The sequence below is a fragment of the Bradyrhizobium sp. HKCCYLRH3059 genome (genome assembly GCF_051168035.1).
Lineage (GTDB): Bacteria > Pseudomonadota > Alphaproteobacteria > Rhizobiales > Xanthobacteraceae > Bradyrhizobium.
Genome location: NZ_JBNPUF010000001.1, coordinates 1,201,293 through 1,219,125 on the forward strand (window position 1 = coordinate 1,201,293; position 17,833 = coordinate 1,219,125).

At 65.2% G+C, this 17,833-nt stretch carries 18 protein-coding genes; 11 read left to right on the plus strand and 7 right to left on the minus strand.

Translation table 11 applies throughout. The features are described 5' to 3' along the window. Positions 1 to 27 precede the first annotated feature (27 nt). The 5 genes from ACQR13_RS05480 to ACQR13_RS05500 all read left to right on the plus strand — a co-directional run bounded on the left by ACQR13_RS05480 (position 28) and on the right by ACQR13_RS05500 (position 6,753). Positions 28 to 1,896, plus strand: a complete 1,869-nt coding sequence (locus tag ACQR13_RS05480; protein WP_316172693.1) for an AMP-binding protein — start codon at positions 28 to 30, stop codon at positions 1,894 to 1,896. 135 nt (positions 1,897 to 2,031) lie between these two features. Continuing rightward, the gene (locus tag ACQR13_RS05485) at positions 2,032 to 3,159 is read left to right on the plus strand and encodes an acyl-CoA dehydrogenase family protein (RefSeq protein ID WP_315825934.1); all 1,128 of its coding nucleotides are present in this window, start codon (positions 2,032 to 2,034) and stop codon (positions 3,157 to 3,159) included. A 156-nt stretch (positions 3,160 to 3,315) separates the two neighbouring features. After that, on the plus strand, positions 3,316 to 4,560 hold the full coding sequence (locus tag ACQR13_RS05490; RefSeq protein WP_315825935.1) for an acyl-CoA dehydrogenase: 1,245 nt from the start codon (positions 3,316 to 3,318) through the stop codon (positions 4,558 to 4,560). 123 nt (positions 4,561 to 4,683) lie between these two features. After that, the gene (locus ACQR13_RS05495; RefSeq protein WP_316167346.1) at positions 4,684 to 5,931 is read left to right on the plus strand and encodes an acyl-CoA dehydrogenase; all 1,248 of its coding nucleotides are present in this window, start codon (positions 4,684 to 4,686) and stop codon (positions 5,929 to 5,931) included. Between the two features lie 174 nt (positions 5,932 to 6,105). Beyond that, positions 6,106 to 6,753 carry a nitroreductase gene (locus tag ACQR13_RS05500; RefSeq protein WP_316172756.1) on the plus strand — a complete coding sequence of 216 codons (648 nt, stop codon included), beginning with the start codon at positions 6,106 to 6,108 and terminating at the stop codon, positions 6,751 to 6,753. A gap of 632 nt (positions 6,754 to 7,385) precedes the next feature. Here the strand turns inward: ACQR13_RS05500 and ACQR13_RS05505 are convergent. The 4 genes from ACQR13_RS05505 to ACQR13_RS05520 all read right to left on the minus strand — a co-directional run bounded on the left by ACQR13_RS05505 (position 7,386) and on the right by ACQR13_RS05520 (position 10,947). Next, positions 7,386 to 8,069, minus strand: a complete 684-nt coding sequence (locus tag ACQR13_RS05505) for an acyl-homoserine-lactone synthase (protein ID WP_315713741.1) — start codon at positions 8,067 to 8,069, stop codon at positions 7,386 to 7,388. A gap of 82 nt (positions 8,070 to 8,151) precedes the next feature. After that, entirely contained in the window at positions 8,152 to 8,886 is a 735-nt protein-coding gene (locus ACQR13_RS05510) for a LuxR family transcriptional regulator (protein ID WP_315713742.1), read from the minus strand. Positions 8,887 to 9,043: 157 nt separating this feature from the next. After that, complete coding sequence (locus tag ACQR13_RS05515; RefSeq protein ID WP_316193496.1) at positions 9,044 to 9,838, minus strand: enoyl-CoA hydratase/isomerase family protein; 795 nt, start codon at positions 9,836 to 9,838, stop codon at positions 9,044 to 9,046. Then, the gene (locus tag ACQR13_RS05520; protein ID WP_315713744.1) at positions 9,835 to 10,947 is read right to left on the minus strand and encodes a cyclic nucleotide-gated ion channel; all 1,113 of its coding nucleotides are present in this window, start codon (positions 10,945 to 10,947) and stop codon (positions 9,835 to 9,837) included. Before ACQR13_RS05520 ends, ACQR13_RS05515 begins: the two co-directional genes overlap by 4 nt. A 294-nt stretch (positions 10,948 to 11,241) precedes the next feature. Between ACQR13_RS05520 and ACQR13_RS05525 the strand changes: the two genes are divergently transcribed. The 4 genes from ACQR13_RS05525 (at position 11,242) to ACQR13_RS05540 (ending at position 14,004) form a co-directional block, all read left to right on the plus strand. Further along, positions 11,242 to 11,910 carry a Crp/Fnr family transcriptional regulator gene (locus ACQR13_RS05525; RefSeq protein WP_315713745.1) on the plus strand — a complete coding sequence of 223 codons (669 nt, stop codon included), beginning with the start codon at positions 11,242 to 11,244 and terminating at the stop codon, positions 11,908 to 11,910. Between the two features lie 20 nt (positions 11,911 to 11,930). Next, entirely contained in the window at positions 11,931 to 12,812 is an 882-nt protein-coding gene (locus ACQR13_RS05530; protein WP_315713746.1) for a DUF6537 domain-containing protein, read from the plus strand. 307 nt (positions 12,813 to 13,119) lie between these two features. Beyond that, positions 13,120 to 13,470 carry a DUF3307 domain-containing protein gene (locus ACQR13_RS05535; RefSeq protein ID WP_315714361.1) on the plus strand — a complete coding sequence of 117 codons (351 nt, stop codon included), beginning with the start codon at positions 13,120 to 13,122 and terminating at the stop codon, positions 13,468 to 13,470. 141 nt (positions 13,471 to 13,611) lie between these two features. Beyond that, on the plus strand, positions 13,612 to 14,004 hold the full coding sequence (locus ACQR13_RS05540) for a hypothetical protein (RefSeq protein WP_315714362.1): 393 nt from the start codon (positions 13,612 to 13,614) through the stop codon (positions 14,002 to 14,004). Between the two features lie 23 nt (positions 14,005 to 14,027). On the opposite strand, the gene ACQR13_RS05545 is transcribed toward ACQR13_RS05540, so the two are convergent. Together ACQR13_RS05545 and ACQR13_RS05550 are read right to left on the minus strand one after the other, a co-directional pair. Further along, positions 14,028 to 14,348 (minus strand): YkgJ family cysteine cluster protein, encoded by a 321-nt coding sequence (locus ACQR13_RS05545; protein WP_315713747.1) that lies wholly within the window; start codon positions 14,346 to 14,348, stop codon positions 14,028 to 14,030. Further along, the gene (locus ACQR13_RS05550) at positions 14,341 to 15,039 is read right to left on the minus strand and encodes a helix-turn-helix transcriptional regulator (protein WP_315713748.1); all 699 of its coding nucleotides are present in this window, start codon (positions 15,037 to 15,039) and stop codon (positions 14,341 to 14,343) included. The genes ACQR13_RS05545 and ACQR13_RS05550 overlap by 8 nt, the downstream gene beginning before the upstream one ends. 218 nt (positions 15,040 to 15,257) lie before the next feature. On the opposite strand from ACQR13_RS05550, the gene ACQR13_RS05555 reads away from it, so the two are divergent. Beyond that, positions 15,258 to 15,986 carry a glutathione S-transferase family protein gene (locus ACQR13_RS05555; protein WP_315713749.1) on the plus strand — a complete coding sequence of 243 codons (729 nt, stop codon included), beginning with the start codon at positions 15,258 to 15,260 and terminating at the stop codon, positions 15,984 to 15,986. 120 nt (positions 15,987 to 16,106) lie between these two features. Here the strand turns inward: ACQR13_RS05555 and ACQR13_RS05560 are convergent, their stop codons facing one another. Further along, positions 16,107 to 16,739 (minus strand): pyridoxamine 5'-phosphate oxidase family protein, encoded by a 633-nt coding sequence (locus ACQR13_RS05560; protein ID WP_316201492.1) that lies wholly within the window; start codon positions 16,737 to 16,739, stop codon positions 16,107 to 16,109. Between the two features lie 120 nt (positions 16,740 to 16,859). Here ACQR13_RS05560 and ACQR13_RS05565 point away from each other — a divergent pair, with 120 nt between their 5' ends. Next, the gene (locus tag ACQR13_RS05565) at positions 16,860 to 17,744 is read left to right on the plus strand and encodes a LysR family transcriptional regulator (RefSeq protein WP_315713751.1); all 885 of its coding nucleotides are present in this window, start codon (positions 16,860 to 16,862) and stop codon (positions 17,742 to 17,744) included. The last annotated feature ends 89 nt before the right edge of the window (positions 17,745 to 17,833 follow it).

Consider the following 17,833-nt stretch of genomic DNA (forward strand, 5'->3'; position numbering starts at 1 on the left):
AAAGGACGATATTTCGGGAGACGCAAAATGGACGGGACGGCAGCGAAGGTGTTGGAGAAGCCGGCATTCCGCAAGGTCAACTGGCTGGCGCGCGACATCGATATCGAGAGACGCGGTGACGGCGTCATCGTCATCAAATCGCGCATTCCGCTGCAGGCCTATGAGCCGCATTTGGCGGCGCCGCTCGCCCGCTGGGCTAAGGAGGCGCCGACGCGGACCTGGCTCGCGCAACGCAGCGGAGCCGAGCGGCAATGGCGCAAGCTGTCCTATGCCGAGGCCAAGCGCACCGTCGATGGGCTGACGCAGGGCCTGCTCGATTTGAAGCTGGACGGCCGCCCCGTCGCCATCCTCTCCGGCAATTCGATCGAGCATGCGCTCATCACCATGGCCGCGATGCAGGCCCGTTCGCCGGCCGCTCCGGTGTCGCCGGCCTATTCCCTGATGAGCCACGATCATCTCAAGCTCAAATATCTGTTCGGCCTCGTGAAGCCGGGCGTGGTCATGGTGCAGGACGGCCCGACCTTCGAGAAGGCGCTCAAGGCGCTCGATCTCGACGGCGTCACCGTCGTTCATGTCGCGCGTCCGTGCGAGGGCATTGCGAGCATCAGCTTCGCTGATCTCGCCGCGACGCCGGTCACCGGCGCGGTCGACGCGTCGATTGCGCAGATCACACCGGACACGGTCGGCAAGCTCCTGTTCACCTCCGGCTCGACCGGCATGCCCAAGGCGGTCATCAACACCCAGCGCATGATGTGCGCCAATGCAGCGATGATGATGCAGACGCGGCCGCGCGGGCCTGATGCGCCGATCTCGACGGTGCTCGACTGGATGCCATGGAATCACACCATGGGCGGCAATGCGCTGTTCAATCCGCTCTTGATCGAGGGCGGCACGCTCTACATCGACGACGGCCGGCCGATGCCCGGCATGTTCGACGAGACCATCCGGAACCTGCGCGAGGTGTCGCCGACCTATTACGCCAATGTGCCCGCCGGCTATGCGGCGCTGGCGGCGGCGATGGAGAAGGACGATGCGCTGTGCCGCTCCTTCTTCAAGGATCTGGGCATCATGGCCTATGGCGGCGCGCGGCTGCCGGACGATCTGTACGAGCGGATGCAGGCGCTGGCGGTCAAGACCACCGGCGAGCGCATCGTGTTCTACACCGGATGGGGCTCGACCGAGACGGCGCCGACCTCGACCGGCACCTATTGGAACACGGAGCGGGTCGGGCTCATCGGCCTGCCGTTCCCCGGCGTCGAGCTGAAGATGGTGCCGACCGGCGACAAATACGAGCTGCGCCTGCGCGGCATCAACGTGATGCCCGGCTATTTCGGCCAGCCCGAGCTGACGAAGAAGGCGTTCGACGAGGAAGGGTTCTACTGCATCGGCGATGCCGGCGTGTTCGTCGATCCCAATGACCCGGCGCAAGGCATCATCTTCGCCGGCCGCGTGGTCGAGGATTTCAAGCTCACGACAGGCACCTTCGTCCATGTCGGCTCGCTTCGCACCGATGCGATCGCAGCCGCAACGCCGGCGATCCACGATGCACTGGTGACCGGGCAGGACCGCGAATATGTCGGTCTCCTGGCCTGGCCCAATCTGCACGCCTGCCGCCAGTTGGTCGGCGATCCCAACGCGACGTTCGAGGACGTGGTGAAGCATCCGGCCGTCATCGACTGCGTCCGCCGTGGTCTCGAAGCCCATAATAAAGAGTGCGAGGGCGCGACCAGCCGGCGCATCGGCCGCGCCATGCTGATGGTCGAGCCGCCCTCGATCGACGGCCATGAGCTGACCGACAAGGGCTACATCAACCAGCGCGCCGGTCTCGAACGCCGTGCCGCGCTGGTCGAGCGGCTCTACGCGGCCGAGCCCGACAGCGACGTGATCGTGCTGTGACGACGCATTTTGAAACCGTCATTCCGGGGCACTCGCGAAGCGAGTGAACCCGGAATCCAGAGATAAATCAGATCGAGATTCCGGGTTCGATGCTGCGCATCGCCCCGGAATGACGATCAGGAAGCAGGTGAGGCCATGAACTTCGATTTCTCCGACGACCAGAAGCAGTTGCGGGACCAGGCGCGGAAATTCCTCGCCGAGAAGTGTCCGCCCAAGGCGGTGCGTGTCGTGCTCGATGGCAAGGAGCCGTATGACCGAGCGCTGTGGAAAGGCTTCGCCGAGATGGGCTTCCTCGGCGTCGCCATTCCTGAGGAGTACGGCGGCGCGGGCGCCGGTCATCTCGAGCTCTGCGTGATCGCCGAAGAGGTCGGCCGCGCGCTGGCGCCGGTGCCGTTCTCGTCGACCGTGTATCTTGCCGCGGAGGCCCTGATGCTGGCCGGCAGCGATGCGCAGAAGCAGGCCTGGCTGCCGAAGATCGCCAATGGCGAGGCGATCGGCACCTTGGCGTTGTTCGAGGGCACCGGCAATCCGTCGCCCAAAGCGATCAAGTGTGAGGCCGCCAACGGCGTGCTCAACGGCACCAAGAAGCCGGTCGCCGACGGCGCCATCGCCGATCTCATCATCGTTGCCGCGCGTACCGGCTCGACCGGCCGCGACGGCGACATCTCGCTGTTCCTGGTCGACCCCAAGGCGGGCGGCGTCGAAGCCAAGGCGCTGACCAATCTCGATCCGACGCGCGGCCAGGCCGAGCTCACCTTCAAGAACTGCAAGGCGGAGCCGCTCGGCGCCGCCGGCGAGGGTTGGAGCATCATCACCCAGGTGCTCGATCGCGCCGCGGTGCTGACGGCGTTCGAGCAGGTTGGCGGCTCCGACCGCGCGCTGGAGATGGGCCGCGACTACGCGCTCGACCGGATCGCCTTTGGCCGTCCGATCGGCTCGTTCCAGGCGGTCAAGCACATGCTGGCCGACATGTACGTCTCGGCGACCTTGGCGCGCTCCAACTCCTATTATGGCGCCTGGGCGCTCTCGACCAATGCGCCGGAATTGCCGGAGGCCGCGGCCTCAGCGCGCATCAGCGCGACGCAAGCCTTTCAACACTGCGCCAAGAACAACATCCAGGTCCATGGCGGCATGGGCTTCACCTGGGAGTTCGACTGTCACATGTACTACCGACGCGCCAACGCGCTCGCGCTCGGCCTCGGCAGCCTCTCTTACTGGGAAGACCAACTGATCGACCGCATGCGCAAGCGCAATGCGGCGTGACCCAAGCCCGTCATTCCGGGGCGCTCGCGCGCGACAAAATGACCATGCCATTTTGCGCGGAGTGAGCGAACCCGGAATCTCGAGATGACTCACCTCTGGATTCCGGATCGACCCGCGTTGCGGGTCGTCCGGAATGACGATCTGAAAGGAATTCTCATGAACTTCGATGACACTCCGCAGGAGGCCGCGTTTCGCGCCGAGGCGCGCGCGTGGATCGCCGCCAATGCGCCGAAGCAGTACGAGGACGAACTGCGCGCGTCCTCGCTTGGCCGCACCGCGCTGAAGAACGCCAGCATTCTCGACGTCGCCAAGGCCTGGCAGAAGAAGAAGGCCGAGGCCGGCTGGGCCTGCTTGCACTGGCCAAAGGAATATGGCGGTCGCGGGTCCTCACCCATCGAGCGCGTGATCTGGCAGCAGGAGGAGGGGCCCTACGGCAAGCTGTCCGGCATGTTCATCATCGGCCACGGCATGTGCGGCCCGACGATGATGGCCTATGCCTCCGAGCAGCATAAGAGAGAGTATCTGCCGCCGCTGGCCTCGGGCGAGAAGGTGTGGTGCCAGCTGTTCTCCGAGCCGGCCGGTGGCTCCGACGTCGCCGGCCTGCGCACCCGCGCCGAGAAGCGCGGCGACGACTGGGTGATCAACGGCCAGAAGATCTGGACCTCGGGCGCGCATTATTCCGACTACGGCATCCTGCTGACGCGTACCGATCCGACGGTGCCGAAGCACAAGGGCCTCACCATGTTCTTCCTGGACATGAAGAGCCCGGGTGTCGAGGTCCGGCCGATCAAGCAGGCGAGCGGGCACTCGGATTTCAACGAGGTCTATTTCACTGACGTCGTGATCCCGGACTCGCAGCGTCTCGGCGCGGTCAATGACGGCTGGAACGTCGCGCTCACCACCTTGATGAACGAACGCATGTCGATCGGCGCCGGCGTCGCCACCGGCTTCCCGGAGCTGTTCGACTTCTGCTCCAACCTGATGCTGGACGATCGTCCCGCGATCGAGGACCGCAACGTGCGCTCGAAGCTCGCGAGTTGGGCGGTGAAGGCGAGCGGGCTGAAATACACCAGCATCCGCGCCATCTCGGCGCTGTCGAAGGGCGAGCGGCCGGGACCTGAGAACTCGATCGGTAAACTGGTCGCAGGACCGATGATCCAGGACGTCGCGACCTACGCGCTCGACCTGCAGGGCGCCGCCGGCGTGCTCAGCGGTCCCGAGGCCGAGCTCGCCGGAAAATTCCAGGCGATGCTGCTGCGCGCGCCCGGCACCCGCGTCGAAGGCGGCACCGACGAGATCATGCGCAACATCATCGCGGAGCGCGTGCTGGGTCTTCCTGGCGACATCCGCGTCGACAAGGACCTGCCGTTCAACCAGGTTCCGACCAAGGGACGAAGCTAACAAGTGCAGTCGTAGGGCGGGTTAGCGCAGCGTAACCCGCCGCTAGCTCGTACAACGCTGATCAAGTGGCGGGTTACGCCTTCGGCCAACCCCCGCCCTACGCATATCAAGTGAGGGTCAGGCATGAACTTTGACGACACCCCGCAGGAAGCCGCTTTTCGCGACACCGCGCGCGCTTGGATCGCGGCCAACGCGCCGAGGGAGCTGGAGGAGGAGCTCGCGAGCTCCTCGCTCGGCCGCATCCGGCTCAAGCACGCCGACATCGTCGAGGTCGGCAAGGCCTGGCAGAAGAAGAAATCCGATGCCGGCTGGGCCTGCCTGCACTGGCCGAAGGAGTATGGCGGCCGCGGCGCGACGCCGATCGAGCGGGTGATCTGGCAGCAGGAGGAGGGCGTCTATGGCAAGCTGACGCAGCCGTTCCAGATCGGCGAGGGCATGTGCGGCCCGACCGTGATGGCCTATGGCAGCGAAGAGCACAAGCGGCGCTATCTGCCGAAGCTCGCTTCCGGCGAGGAGATCTGGTGCCAGCTGTTCTCCGAGCCCGCCGGCGGCTCCGATGTCGCTGGCCTGCGCACCCGCGCCGAGAAGCGCGGCGACGACTGGCTCATCAACGGCCAGAAGATCTGGACGTCGGGGGCGCACTACTCGGATTACGGCCTGCTGATCACGCGCACCGATCCCAATGTGCCCAAGCACAAGGGCCTGACGATGTTCTTCCTGGACATGAAGAGCCCGGGCGTCGAGGTCCGCCCGATCAAGCAGGCCAACGGTATGCAGGAGTTCAACGAGGTCTATTTCACCGACGTCGTGATCCCGGACTCGCAGCGCCTTGGCGCGGTCGGCGACGGCTGGAACGTGTCGCTGACCACCTTGATGAACGAGCGCATGTCGATCGGCGCGCGGCTCGCCACCGGCTTCCCGGAGATGTTCGAGTTCTGCGCCAATCTGATGACCGAGAGCGGACTCGCCATCGACGATCGCGCCACGCGCTCGAAACTGGCGTCGTGGGCGGTCAAGGCCAGCGGGCTGAAATACACGAGCTACCGCGCGATCTCGGCGCTGTCCAAGGGCGAGCGGCCCGGACCTGAGAATTCCATCGGCAAGCTGGTCGCCGGCGTCATGCTGCAGGATATCGCAACCTACGCGATGGATCTCGAAGGCGGCGCTGGCGTGCTGACCGGCGCGGACGAGACGGTGACGCAGGGCCAGTTTCAGCAGATGCTGCTGACCTCGCCCTCGATGCGCATCGCCGGCGGCACCGACGAGATCTTGCGCAACATCATCGCCGAGCGCGTGCTCGGTCTGCCCGGTGACATCCGGGTCGACAAGGACGTGCCGTTCAACAAGGTGCCGACCAAGGGGCGCAGCTGATCCGACGGCATCACGACGGCCGTCTTCCGGGGGCGGTCGCTGTGGCGACCGGTCCGGAAAGACGGGGGGTGGAGGGCGAGCACAAAGCGAGCGTCGCCGGTCGTACGGAAGGTTGTCATGTCATCTGCGGCGCCAAAGTCAGAGCAGGATCCCATCACCATTCTCGAAGAGCTGATGGCCGCGCGCTTCTCCTGCCGCAGGTTCCGGCCCGAGCCCGTGCCGCGCGCGACCATCGAGCGCATCCTGACGGCGGCGCAAAAAACTGCGTCCTGGTGCAACAGCCAGCCGTGGCGTGTCGAGATCACCTCTGGTGCGGCGACCGAGGCTTTCCGGAAGGTGATGTATGCGGCGGCCTCCAGCGGCAAGGCGGCGTCGGGCGACTTTCCTTTCCCGCGCGAATACACCGGCGTTTATCTGGAACGGCGGCGCGAGAGCGGTTTCCAGCTCTACAACGCGCTCGACATCCCGCGCGGCGACAAGGCGGGTTATGCCCGGCAGGCGCTGGAGAACTACAATTTCTTCGGCGCGCCGCATGTGGCGGTCATCCACAGCGACGAGGCGCTCGGCACCTATGGCGCGATCGATTGCGGCGGCTACGTCACGAGCTTCATGCTGGCGGCGCAGGCGCTCGGCATTGCCACCGTGCCGCAGGCGGCGCTCGCGTTTCACTCCGACGTGGTGCGGCAGCACTTCGGGCTTGGCGCCGACCGCAAGGTGGTCTGCGGCATCTCGTTCGGTTGTCCCGATCTCGGTGACAAGGCCAACTCCTACCGCACCAGCCGCGCCACGGTCGCCGAAACGGTCCGCTTTCACGACGAATGACTTCCCGTCCGTCGGTCGCACGCGCGTATTTGTTGCCGGCGGAGTTCCGTTATCCGGGACTCCGGAGGGGCGAGACGCCCCACGAGTCCATTTTTGTAAACCGAGTTTGCTGAACAGGGAGCAGCTCCGGCGGCGGCGCCATGATTTTGCCGAGGTGTCGTCCACGTTCGGCGAGCGCGTTTCGGCAACGATGCTCGTGCTCTCCTGTCCGACCTTCACATCGAAAGCCGCCCTGAAATCAACAGTTTGTGTCTGCGATGCACCAGTCGAGACGCGCCGCTGCAGGACCGGACGTGTTGCGAGAGTCGGTGCAGGAGCGCTAATGGCTGCTGTTGGTCGAATTGGGCGCGCACTTTTCCTTCAGCTCGTGGGCTTCAAGCAATGATATTGACAAAATTCTCTCTAACATTTTGAGTTGCATCGCCCGAGCGTCAACGATGCAAAATTGCAGACGCTCGATGATCTTCTCGATTGAAGGTTCAGTCACGGCTCAAAACCTGAAGTGTCAGCGATGGATTCCATGAACACGCCGTCCAACCTTTATGCCCTCGAGGTGGACGAGGCGACGCTCCTTGGTCACCGCCTCTTGAAGGCTTTCCATAAGCTCAGGCTGAAGCGGCACAGGGAACAGATCATTGCGCTGGCTGAGCGGCTGGTGGAAGATGAAGAAAGATATCCGGCAGGGCCTGGCGGCTGACGTCTTCGAGCCCCTGCCACGTGAGGGTTGGCCGCGTCAGGCCGATCTGCTCGCAGAGTGACTTCCATGTCGTTTCGTCGCAGTCGACGAGCACGGCCATCACCGACATCCCGTCCATCATGTGAGGTACGCCGAGCGGCCGCGCCTTCCAGCCGCACTTCTCGAACCGCGGCAGCCACCAGGTTTCGAGCACGATCGAAAAGCCGGTCAACCCGATCGAGATGCCGTACTCCATGATTGCGGTGAGCAGCAGCATGTCGATCCGCGGGCCGGCATGCTCGCCGCGGCGCTCCGGGATCACGAAGATGCGCGACAGTTCGTAGACGTCGGGGCGCTGGATCGGGCCGCGCAGATTCAGATACGGGAAGATGTCGCTCATCAGCGTCGGCAACTGCGTCGGCACCGCGCGCATCGAGCCGATCAACTGGCCGTTGTCGATGCAGAACAGATAGACCGAATCCTCGGTGTCGAACTGATCGATCTCGCGCCCGTCGGGACGATCGAGTGCCATCCACTTGCGTTGCTTGACGTAGATCTCGTGGCGCAGCCGGTAATACGGATCGAAATATTTCTCGTACAGAGCGCGATTATCTTTTCGAACGACATGAATCTCAGGCATCGAAACCCCCGGTCGTCTGAATCAAATTGGGGTTTGCAGATTGCCGATGCGCTCGAATTGATCCAGTGGGAGAAACGACAGATCAGATCGAGATCTCGCCGTTGACAAGAGCGGTCGCAACCGTCGCCGTCTTGTTCTTGGTTGCTAGCTTGCGCTGTGCTTCTTCCAGATGCCACCGGACGTTGCGTTCGGAGACACCGAGGATGCGCGCCGTCTCCCACGCGGTCTTGCCGCGCGCCGCCCAGCCCAGCACCTCGGCCTCGATTCGCGACAGGCGTCGGCTCTGGTTGCTCGCGGCGGAGCGCGCCAGTGCGCGAAGCCTGCTGTGCGTGAAGATGCTGATCAGGTGCAGCGCGCCCCGCGCATCGGGAGCGAGATTCGGATTTTCGCCTGCAATGCTGACGGCGCCCACGGCATCGTCGTAGTGGATGGGAACGCAGAAGCCTTCGTTCAATCGGAAGTCCTTCGCGCGCGTCATCACCTCGTGCGCGCCGGGCTCGTCCTCGCGGTCATAGGGAGCCTCCGACCACGCAAATGGATTCAATGTCGAGATGCAGTGCCGCGGAATCGGATCGCAGCGGTGAAACTGCTCGCGCGCATACATGTCGAACCATTCCCGCGGCCAGCCGTTGGCGAGAATGGTTTGCTGCAGCGATTGGCCCGAGGTCGGCACGCCGGCCATGATGTAGGCGTGAAAGCCCAGGTTGCTGATCATCTTCTCGAACTGGGAGAGCACGCTCGCGCTGGTCTTCGACGCTTCGATCGCATCGACGTACTCCAGAGCTCGTCGTCCCCAATACGCGTCCATCACTTGCATGTGAAAGTCTCCGCCCGTGGTTCAAGCTAGCCACGGACAAAAGGCTGTCAACCGCAAATTGGAGATTCAGGTCGATAGTTCGTTGAGCGTGTGTCAGAACACCGGCTGGATACAGACGTTTGCATGCAAAATTTATCAGTTCGGGGCGCGGCTGCGCTCAGAATTTCGGCGTTCTCTTCTCTGCAAACGATTTCATGCCTTCCTGGATTTCGGCGCCGCTCATGCTGTCCCGATGCCTGCGACGAGCCGCCGCATCGTCGAGGGCTCCGCGTGCAAACTCGTTGATGGCGCGCTTCATGCCGCGCATGGCCTGCGGGGCGTTGCCGGCCAGAATGGCCGCCAGCCGGTCGACCTCCGCGTCGAGCGCATCGGCCGTCGCCACGCCGGTGAGATAGCCGATGCGCAGCATCTCGGCCGCGTCGATCTTCTCCGCCGTCAGGAACAGACGCTTGGCATTGTCGATACCAAGGCGGGACACGTAGCGCTTGATGCCATTCGGGTAGTAGTGCAGCCCGAGCCGCGCTGCCGGCATGAACATCTCGCTGGTATCGACCCCGATCCGGAAATCGCAGGCCAGCGCCAGATCGGTCGAGCCGCCATAGACCCCGCCGTTGAGCCGGCAGATCGTCGGCAGCGCGAGGTCCTCCAGCCGGTCGACGACCTCCTCGAATGCCGGGCTGGAAGCCTCGGCCGTATCCGCCGGCGTTGCGCCGATGGCGCCAAGGTCGAAGCCGGCGCTGAACGCCCGCCCGGTGCCGGTCAGGACCAGCACGCGCAAGGCGGCGTTGGCCTCGACCCGGTCGAACAGCGCCAGCAGCTCGCCGAGATCCTCCGGCTGGAGCCGGTTGAGATGCTGCGGACGATTGAGCCGAATGGTGGCGCGTGCGCCGTCGATGGTCAGGAGCGGCATGCTCGGTGCGTCATCGGCCTGGGTGGTCCGTCCTGTCGTCATGTCCTGTTCTCCATGGTTCGGCGCCTGGCCTCGGCATCGATGCTCTGCGCCAGATCGGGGTGGCGTGCCATCAGCACGCGGAAATCGACGAGGTCGAGGACCAGCAGCTTCGACAGTCCGGTCGTGCTGATGTCGGCCGAACGCAGGTTGTTCCCGAGCAGCGCCATCTCGCCGAAGAACGCGCCCTCGCCGAGCCGGACCTTCTTGCCGGGAAGGTCGACCTCGACCTCGCCGGCGGCGATGAAATACATGCAGTCCCCCGGCTCGCCCTTGCGGATCACGGTGGCGCGCGGCGGCAGGTCGATGGTGCGCAGCATCTGCGCGACGTCGGCGATCGTGGCGGGCCCGAGGCTGGCGAAGAACGGTACCCTGCTGACCGATTCCCAGGTCTTCAGAAAGTTGTCGCGCCGGGTTTCCGCGGCGAAGCCGGTCGCCAGGATGCCGGTCCATAGGCCGAACACGCCGAGGCCGGAGATCATCACCGTGGCGGCAACCACCCGCCCGAGCGGCGTGATCGGCACCACGTCGCCATAGCCCGTGGTGGTGAGGGTCACGACGGCCCACCATAGCGCGGAGGGGATGGTGCCGAAGGTGGCCGGCTGCTCGTCATGTTCGAGCGCGTATTCGGCGACCGATCCGAGAAACAGCACCAGCAGGAACAGCACCAGCACCGACAGCAGCGGGCGTGCTTCGACCACGAGCACCCGGCGGAGCTGGCGCAGGCCAGGCACGCCGGGGATCACCTTGAGCACCCAGATGACCGCCAGCAGCCACGCGGCGCGCGACTCCATGCCCGAGACCAGCGCAACCGGCACGGCGAGGGCGGAGAGCGTGTCCAGCAGTCCCCGGCCCGACATCAGGTAGGTGGCGGCGCGATGCGCCCGCACCGCCTGCTGAACCCGAGCGGCCCATTCGACGACGAAAAAGACAAGGCATCCCCACAGCAGGGCGATGATCCAGCGCCCCCCGGCCTCGTAGGCGGGGTCCATCGTCAACAACACCATGGCGCTCATGCCGAGCGCCACGGCCACATAGGCCGCTCTGGTCATGTTGCGTCCGGTCAGCGCGGTGACGAATGCCGCCAGGGCAGGGTGCTGCGGTTTGGTCATTGCGGGCGGGCGTCAGTCGCTGATCTCAGAGCCGCAGGAGATCGCGGCGGCGTCAAGGTGCCCCGATCGGGGGAATCCCGTCAACGATGCGGGTGGATCGGTTTTGCAGCGTCATCCGGCAGGTCCAACCGTTCTACTTCGACCGGGGAATTTTTCCGTACCGGCTCAAATACCGGTTCAAACGTCGTCTGTTCGCCGTATATCAGAGGTCGGCATGGACACGCTAAATTAGGCAAAAGGAGGCTCGGAACCGAGCGTCCGCCCTCCTGCGTCCCAAGAGTCTGGTTGATCCCGATGGATACCTCACACCTGGTCGAACATGCGGGCGCCGCCGGCAGCCTCTTCGCCTCGATCTTCGTGGTCGCCACGCTGTCGATGCGGACGATGATTCCGCTGCGGGTATTCGCCATCCTCACCAATATCGTCCTGATCGCGACCGCGGTGCCGATGCACAACTACCCGGTCCTGATCCTGCACGGGGTGCTGCTGCCGCTCAACAGCTACCGGCTCCACCAGATGCTGCAGCTGGTCCGCGACGTGAAGCAGTCGGTCAACAGCGACCTCTCCATGGAATGGCTGAAGCCGTTCATGACCGAGCGCAAATGCGGTCCAGGCGAGGTGCTGTTCTACAAGGACGAGAAGGCCGACAGCATGTACTACATCGTCAGCGGCCGCTTCCGCCTGGTCGAATCCGGTATCGAGCTGCCGGTCGGTGCGATCGTCGGCGAGTTCGGCATGATCTCGCCGTCCAATACGCGCACGCAGACGCTGGAATGCGTCGAGGGCGGTCTGATCCTGTCGGTCTCCTACGACCAGGTCGAGCAGCTCTACGTCCAGAACCCCGCCTTCGCCTTCTACTTCCTGCGCCTCGCCAGCGCCCGGCTGTTCCAGAACATCGAAACGCTCGAGCGGCGGCTGGCGCAACAGACCACCGCGCCGGCGCCCGTCGCCAAGCCGGCGTGATCCGGGGAGCCTGAAGCCCAGTGGAAAGCGTCCGGTCCTCGCTGCGATATCTGTTCGCCGACGTCATCGGCGTCGACGATGGCGAGCCGCCTTTTCTGCCTCAGGGCCTTCCTGACGCCGCCGTGCCGGCGGTGAGCGATGGCATCCATCTGCTGATGGAGTATCAGGGCGCGAGCTACGCGCAGCTCTATGTCGATCGCATCAAGCGGTTCGTGCGCAGATCGAACGTCGATGCCGGCATGCTGTCTCAGATCGCGCAGCTGCTGGCTGCCCGCATGGCCTACGAGGATCCGATCCGGATCGCCCAGCTCAGATTGATCAGCCTCGACATGGGGAAGCGGCCGGAGGGACGCGAGAGCGACGACGTCAGGAGGTTTCGCCTCGACGAGCTGATCGGTGCGCTGCCGCAAGCCGTGGCGGAATCGTTGCTGGCAGCCTTCGAGCAGATCGGCTGGTTAGGTCGGCGCCGGGTCAAGGTCCGCTTTTCGGTCCGATCGCGGTTGGCCATTCGCCGCCTCAAGCTGATGGCCGGCCTGCGGCGCTGGCGGCTGCAGTCGGTGCGCTATGGCGAGGAGCGCGCCTGGGCCGAGCGGTGGCTGCACATGATCGCGCGCGCGCTGGACAAGCAGCCTGCGGCGGCGCCCGCCGTGATCGCGACGGCGACCATGATCCAGGGGCAGGGCGACGGCTACCGGCAGGGTCTCGCTGATTGGCATGCCATCATCGATGGCCTGGCCAAGCCCACCTTCGATGGCGTCCTGCCGATCTCGGATCTCGCCTCCGCCATCGCCGAGGCGCGCGCCGTTGCGCTGGCAGAGCCGGGACAGGGGGCGCTGAAGCGGACCATCGCGCAGATCCGGGCGAGGGCGCTCTCAGTGCCGAAGACCAACGCCGCGGAATGACGCCGCCGCTGCGACGGTTGCCGCCGGATGCGCCGCGCGGCGTGGGTAACCTTACCCCCGGCGGGATTGCCGCGAAGGGTAGCAAGGTGCGATTTGAAGTTCCCTTTCGCGTGCAATTCGCTACCGGAGATGTCATAAGCGTCGCATACGCGTCGAATTGGCCGGGTATTCTCATCAGATTGCGCTGAACGCCTCCAGTTCCCCGTGCGTCCAAGGTTGGTTCCAAGGGTTAGTCGTAGCGAGAGCGTCAGCTTTGTCTTTTCCCTCTTTGTCGTCGCAGGTTCCGGTTGGTGCGCTGGTCGGCTGGATGCTGCTGCTGACCTTCAAGCACATCATTGGCGACTTCGTGCTGCAGAACGCCTGGATGGCCTATGGCAAGGACCAGCGGAAGGGCTGGGCGCTGCCGCTGTTGGTGCACTGCCTGATCCATCTCGCCGTCGCCATGGTCCTGATCTTGATCGTCGCGCCAAGATTCTGGTTCGTCGCCGTGATCGACTTCGCCATTCACATCACGATCGATCGCATCAAGGGCATCTGCTCGTCGCGGTTCGGCATGAACACCGAGCACCCCTGGTTCTGGACCTTGATCGGCGTCGACCAGGCGCTGCATCACCTCACCGGATTCGGGCTCTCGATCTTCATGGCCGCAAATGGCTGAGCGTTCGGCCACGGTGCGTCGCGGCGAAGCCGCACCGACCGCGGCAGTCCCGTGTCAAGCCGGGGGTGGGACGACCGTTCGGTTTGGTTAACCGGTCATTAGCGATTCGCGCTGCATCGTCGCGTCATGGCAATCAAACCGATGCTTCAAAGCCGCGATGCGTTCGACAGCGATTCGTGCCCGGTCGGCGACGAGCTTCTCGGTGAACTCTACCGTGCCGACGCCAACGGGCTACCCGCGCTGGTCGAGAGCGTCTCCGCCGATGTGAGGGCCATGCTGGCGCTATTCTGTTACCGGCGCACGCATCTTCACCCGCTGGCGCTTGCGATTGCATCCACGTGCAGCGAGCAGGTCCTGTCGCAGTTCGGTGGCCGGGTCGGATCGGCGCTGTATGCGCAGTCCCGCGGCGGTCGGGCGGGTCCGGCCGGCGCGACCTCGAGCCGCAAGCCGATCTCGCTGTCGACCAAGCCACTCTCGGTGATGAAGCCGTTCGAGGACGATCTCGACGACAGCCCCGAGCCGGTCACGGCCTGACTCCCCGTCTTCCTTGCCTCTGCTCAGGCGAGCACGGGCAGCCCGAACTTGCGCCGGGCCATCGCACATTCGGCGTCACCCGGCATGCAAATGCGGCACACCTCGGGGCGGATCGCGTAGATCCGGCACGCCACGGCGCGCGCGATCTCGCCATCGAGCGCACAGCAGCGGTTGCCGTCGCAGCGCATGCCCGACAGCCGCTCGTTGACCAGCTCGGCCGGGATCAGGTCGAGCGCGGCATCCTCCTCGATCGTGAAGCGCGGCCAATTCGACGAATAGGCGCAGCACGCGCCGCAGCTCTGACAGGGGCTGCTGTCAGTCTCGCCAGACATCGGTTCAGACATCCTTGGGAACCTCCCACACCAGGCTGCGCCGCCATTTGGCGCGCAGCGCCTCGCGCCTTTCGGGATATTTATCGTCGAGATAATCCGCCTCGACGACACGGTCGGTCCTGAAGCTGCGGAAGTCGCGGCGCAGCTCGCACCAGGCGGCGAGGATGCGCACCGCGTCATGATAGCCGATCGCGATCGGCCAGATCACGCGCTCGCTGTCGCGGCCCTGCTCGTCGCGATAGCGCAGCCTGATCTTGCGTCCCTCGTGGATCTGCGAGCGCGTGCGCGACATGTCGATGCGGTCCGGCTCGCGCATCCACGGCCGCGGCGCGCGGCTCGCCGGTTCCAGCACGAATGGCCGCAGCCGCTCCGGCACGGTGTCGGCGATCTTGGCCATCAGGTCCTCCGCCGCGCGCGCCAGCACCGGGTCGGCGTTGACCGCGACCCATTGCGCGCCAAGCACCGCCGCCTCGATCTCGTCCGGCGTCAGCATCAAGGGCGGCAGATCGAAACCTTTCTCCAGGATGTAGCCCATGCCGGCCTCGCCGCGGATCGGCACGCGCTGGCCGATCAGGGTGGCGATGTCGCGATAGATCGTGCGCTTCGAGGTCTCGAGCTCGGCCGCGATCGCATCCGCCGTCAATGGGCGGCGCGTGCGTCTCAGCACCTGGATGATCTGGAATAGCCGGTCGGCGCGTCTCATGGTGTGTCCTGCATGGGCGAGCACCCCCGCCGATGCTGACAGGATGCTGGCAGCAGCCTGTCCTTATACCGGGCCAACAACGAGATTGAAGGGGTGATGTCGATGATGATGTTTTATGGCCTTGGCCTTGCCACCACGCTACTGCCGCTGCTGACACCATGGTGGCAGCAGCATGCTCGTAGCGTCCGGCGTCTGCTCAGGAAGTCGGGAGTGCTGTCATGATCACATTGTTCGGTTTGGGCGCGGGCTTCGGCCTGCCGGAGATCAGCCCCTTCGTCACCAAGACGGAGGTGCAATTGAAGATGGCGGGCCTCGCTTTTCGGAAGCAGCGGGCGATGCCGCCGGCATCGCCGAAGGGGCAGCTGCCCTTCATCGACGACAGCGGCGAGCTGATCGCCGATTCGACCTTCATCCGCGCCCATGTCGAGCGCAAATATGGCTTCGACTTCGATCATGGGCTCGACGTGCGCGCGCGGGCGCAGGCCTGGGGGTTCGAGCGTATGATCGAGCATCACCTGTATTTCGCGCTGGTCGGGGCGCGCTGGGTCGATCCGGTCAACTTCGCCAAGGGGCCGGCCCACTTCTTCGACGGCGTGCCGGCCGACAAGCGCGAGAAGCTGCGCGAGGACGCGCAGTTTCGCGTCGCCGAGAACTATCTGATCTCCGGGCTCGGCCGCCACGCGCCGGACGAGGACGTCGATCTCGCCGCACGCTCGCTGCGCGCGCTGTCGGTGCAGCTCGGCGACCGGCCCTATCTGATGGGCGATCGTCCTTGCGGCACCGACGCGACGGCGTTCGCCGTCGTCGCCGGCATCCTCACGCCGTTCTTCGAGTCCGAGCTACGCCGCCGCACCGAAAGCTTCGGCAATCTGGTCGCCTATGCCGAGCGCATGATGGCGCAATATTTTCCGGAGTTCGAATGGGGCAGGGCGGCCGAGGCGGCGTGAGCTGATCAGTCGAGTCCCACTCACCGTCATTCCGGGTTCAATCGCCAGTGCGCCGCTGCGCACTGGCGACTGCCCCGGAATGACTAACAAGCCAAAGGCGCGGCCCGCAGCGCGCAGGACCTAGGCGGAGGGCTTGCTCTCGCCCTTCAACCGCGCCAGTTCGGCCTCGAGCTCCGCGATGCGAGCATCGCGAACGGCCAGCGCTTCCGCGACGTCGGCCGCGTCGAACTTCTGCGGGATGTGCTGCGGGCAGTTGGTGTCCCACGCGCTGATCGTGAACAGGATGACGTGCTCGGGCCGCGCCTTGTAGCCTCTCGGCATCAGCGAGGCCGTCAGCGCGGCATCATCCTCCACCACCCGCGCCGTCCCCCAGATCTTCACCCGGCGGCGATGCGCGTAGTCCATGATGAAGATGTAGGCGTGCGGGTTCTCCGACAGATTGCCCTGGGTGATATATTGCCGGTTGCCGCTGAAGTCGGCGAAGGCCAGCGTGTGGCTGTCGAGCACCTTGAGAAAGCCCTTCGGTCCGCCGCGGTGCTGGATATAGGGCTGGCCGTCGGCCGAGGCGGTCGCGAGATAGAAGCTCGTGGCCTCGGCGAGGCGGCCGGCGAGATCGGCGTCGACCTCGTGGCGAAAGCCGCGGCTCTGCTCCACATGCGCGTAGCTCTCGCGCGACCCCTTGCGCGCCTGGATCGCCTTGGCGGCGGGTGAGAACATGACGTCGCCGGGTGCCTGGATGGTTGTCTGGGTCATCGCAATGACTCCTTGTCGCTGCGGCAGTGACTGCCGCCGTGGAGCCAATATGGTCCCAATCCTCTTCGGAAATAATCTGGCCAGTTGACATTGGATCGTTGCAGATGCTGCAATAATCCCATGGACCGCATCGATGCCATGCAGGCTTTCGTCACCGTCGCCGAGCTGAACGGCTTCGCACCGGCGGCGCGCCGGCTCAAGCTGTCGCCATCGGCGGTCACCCGTTTGGTCGCCGCGCTCGAATCGCATCTTGGCGTCCGCCTGCTGCAGCGGACGACGCGCTCGGTGACGCTGACCGATTCCGGACGACGCTATCTCGACCGCGCCAGCCGCATCCTGGCCGATCTGGCGGAGGCGGAGCGCGCCGCGGAGAGCGAGCGCCTGCAGCCGGTGGGGCGGCTGGTGGTCTCGGCGCCCGTCGGCTTCGGCCGGCTCCATGTCGGTCCGGTCATGGCCGCGTATCTGAGCCGCTATGCCGAGGTCGCGGCCGAGCTGCGCCTCGAGGACCGCCAGATCAATCTGGTGGAGGACGGCGTCGACTGTGCCGTTCGTATCGGGCATCTCGGCGATTCGTCGCTCGTGGCCCGCCAGGTCGGCAGCATGCGCCGGATCGTGGTCGGAGCTCCCGCCTACTTCAAGGTCCATGGTGAGCCGCGGACGCCCGAGGCGCTGACGAAGCACCAGACCATCCAGTTCGGTCCGTCCGACGAATGGCGCTTCGTCAAGGACGGCAGGGAACTGCGGATGGCGGTCAGCCCGCGGCTCGTCACCAACAATGCCGACGCCGCGATCCAGTATGCCGAGGCGGGCGGCGGCGTGACACGGGTGATGGCCTATCAGGCCGCGGACACGCTGCGCGGCGGCCGTCTCAAGCGGGTGCTGGCGAAATACGAGCCTCCGCCGCTCCCGATCCACATCGTATTTCCGAGCTCCCGCCTGCTCTCCGCCAAAGTGCGCGCCTTCATCGACCTGATCACCGCAACCTGCGACTGGCGTTTCGACTGAAAGCGACTACGACGCCACACCCCGTCATTCCGGGGCAAGGCCGAAGGCCTTGAACCCGGAATGACGAGTGGATGCGATTGCGCCGACCT

Bases quoted from the DNA above. Each gene is read 5' to 3' on its own strand.
- ACQR13_RS05500 (WP_316172756.1), top strand. From the start codon at position 6,106: ATGGCCGCGCGCTTCTCCTGCCGCAGGTTCCGGCCCGAGCCCGTGCCG.
- ACQR13_RS05495 (WP_316167346.1), top strand. From the start codon at position 4,684: ATGAACTTTGACGACACCCCGCAGGAAGCCGCTTTTCGCGACACCGCG.
- ACQR13_RS05565 (WP_315713751.1), top strand. From the start codon at position 16,860: ATGGACCGCATCGATGCCATGCAGGCTTTCGTCACCGTCGCCGAGCTG.
- ACQR13_RS05505 (WP_315713741.1), bottom strand. From the start codon at position 8,069: ATGCCTGAGATTCATGTCGTTCGAAAAGATAATCGCGCTCTGTACGAG.
- ACQR13_RS05515 (WP_316193496.1), bottom strand. From the start codon at position 9,838: ATGACGACAGGACGGACCACCCAGGCCGATGACGCACCGAGCATGCCG.
- ACQR13_RS05480 (WP_316172693.1), top strand. From the start codon at position 28: ATGGACGGGACGGCAGCGAAGGTGTTGGAGAAGCCGGCATTCCGCAAG.
- ACQR13_RS05540 (WP_315714362.1), top strand. From the start codon at position 13,612: ATGCTTCAAAGCCGCGATGCGTTCGACAGCGATTCGTGCCCGGTCGGC.
- ACQR13_RS05550 (WP_315713748.1), bottom strand. From the start codon at position 15,039: ATGAGACGCGCCGACCGGCTATTCCAGATCATCCAGGTGCTGAGACGC.
- ACQR13_RS05535 (WP_315714361.1), top strand. From the start codon at position 13,120: ATGCTGCTGCTGACCTTCAAGCACATCATTGGCGACTTCGTGCTGCAG.
- ACQR13_RS05490 (WP_315825935.1), top strand. From the start codon at position 3,316: ATGAACTTCGATGACACTCCGCAGGAGGCCGCGTTTCGCGCCGAGGCG.
- ACQR13_RS05545 (WP_315713747.1), bottom strand. From the start codon at position 14,348: ATGTCTGAACCGATGTCTGGCGAGACTGACAGCAGCCCCTGTCAGAGC.
- ACQR13_RS05520 (WP_315713744.1), bottom strand. From the start codon at position 10,947: ATGACCAAACCGCAGCACCCTGCCCTGGCGGCATTCGTCACCGCGCTG.
- ACQR13_RS05525 (WP_315713745.1), top strand. From the start codon at position 11,242: ATGGATACCTCACACCTGGTCGAACATGCGGGCGCCGCCGGCAGCCTC.
- ACQR13_RS05485 (WP_315825934.1), top strand. From the start codon at position 2,032: ATGAACTTCGATTTCTCCGACGACCAGAAGCAGTTGCGGGACCAGGCG.
- ACQR13_RS05555 (WP_315713749.1), top strand. From the start codon at position 15,258: ATGATCACATTGTTCGGTTTGGGCGCGGGCTTCGGCCTGCCGGAGATC.
- ACQR13_RS05560 (WP_316201492.1), bottom strand. From the start codon at position 16,739: ATGACCCAGACAACCATCCAGGCACCCGGCGACGTCATGTTCTCACCC.
- ACQR13_RS05510 (WP_315713742.1), bottom strand. From the start codon at position 8,886: ATGCAAGTGATGGACGCGTATTGGGGACGACGAGCTCTGGAGTACGTC.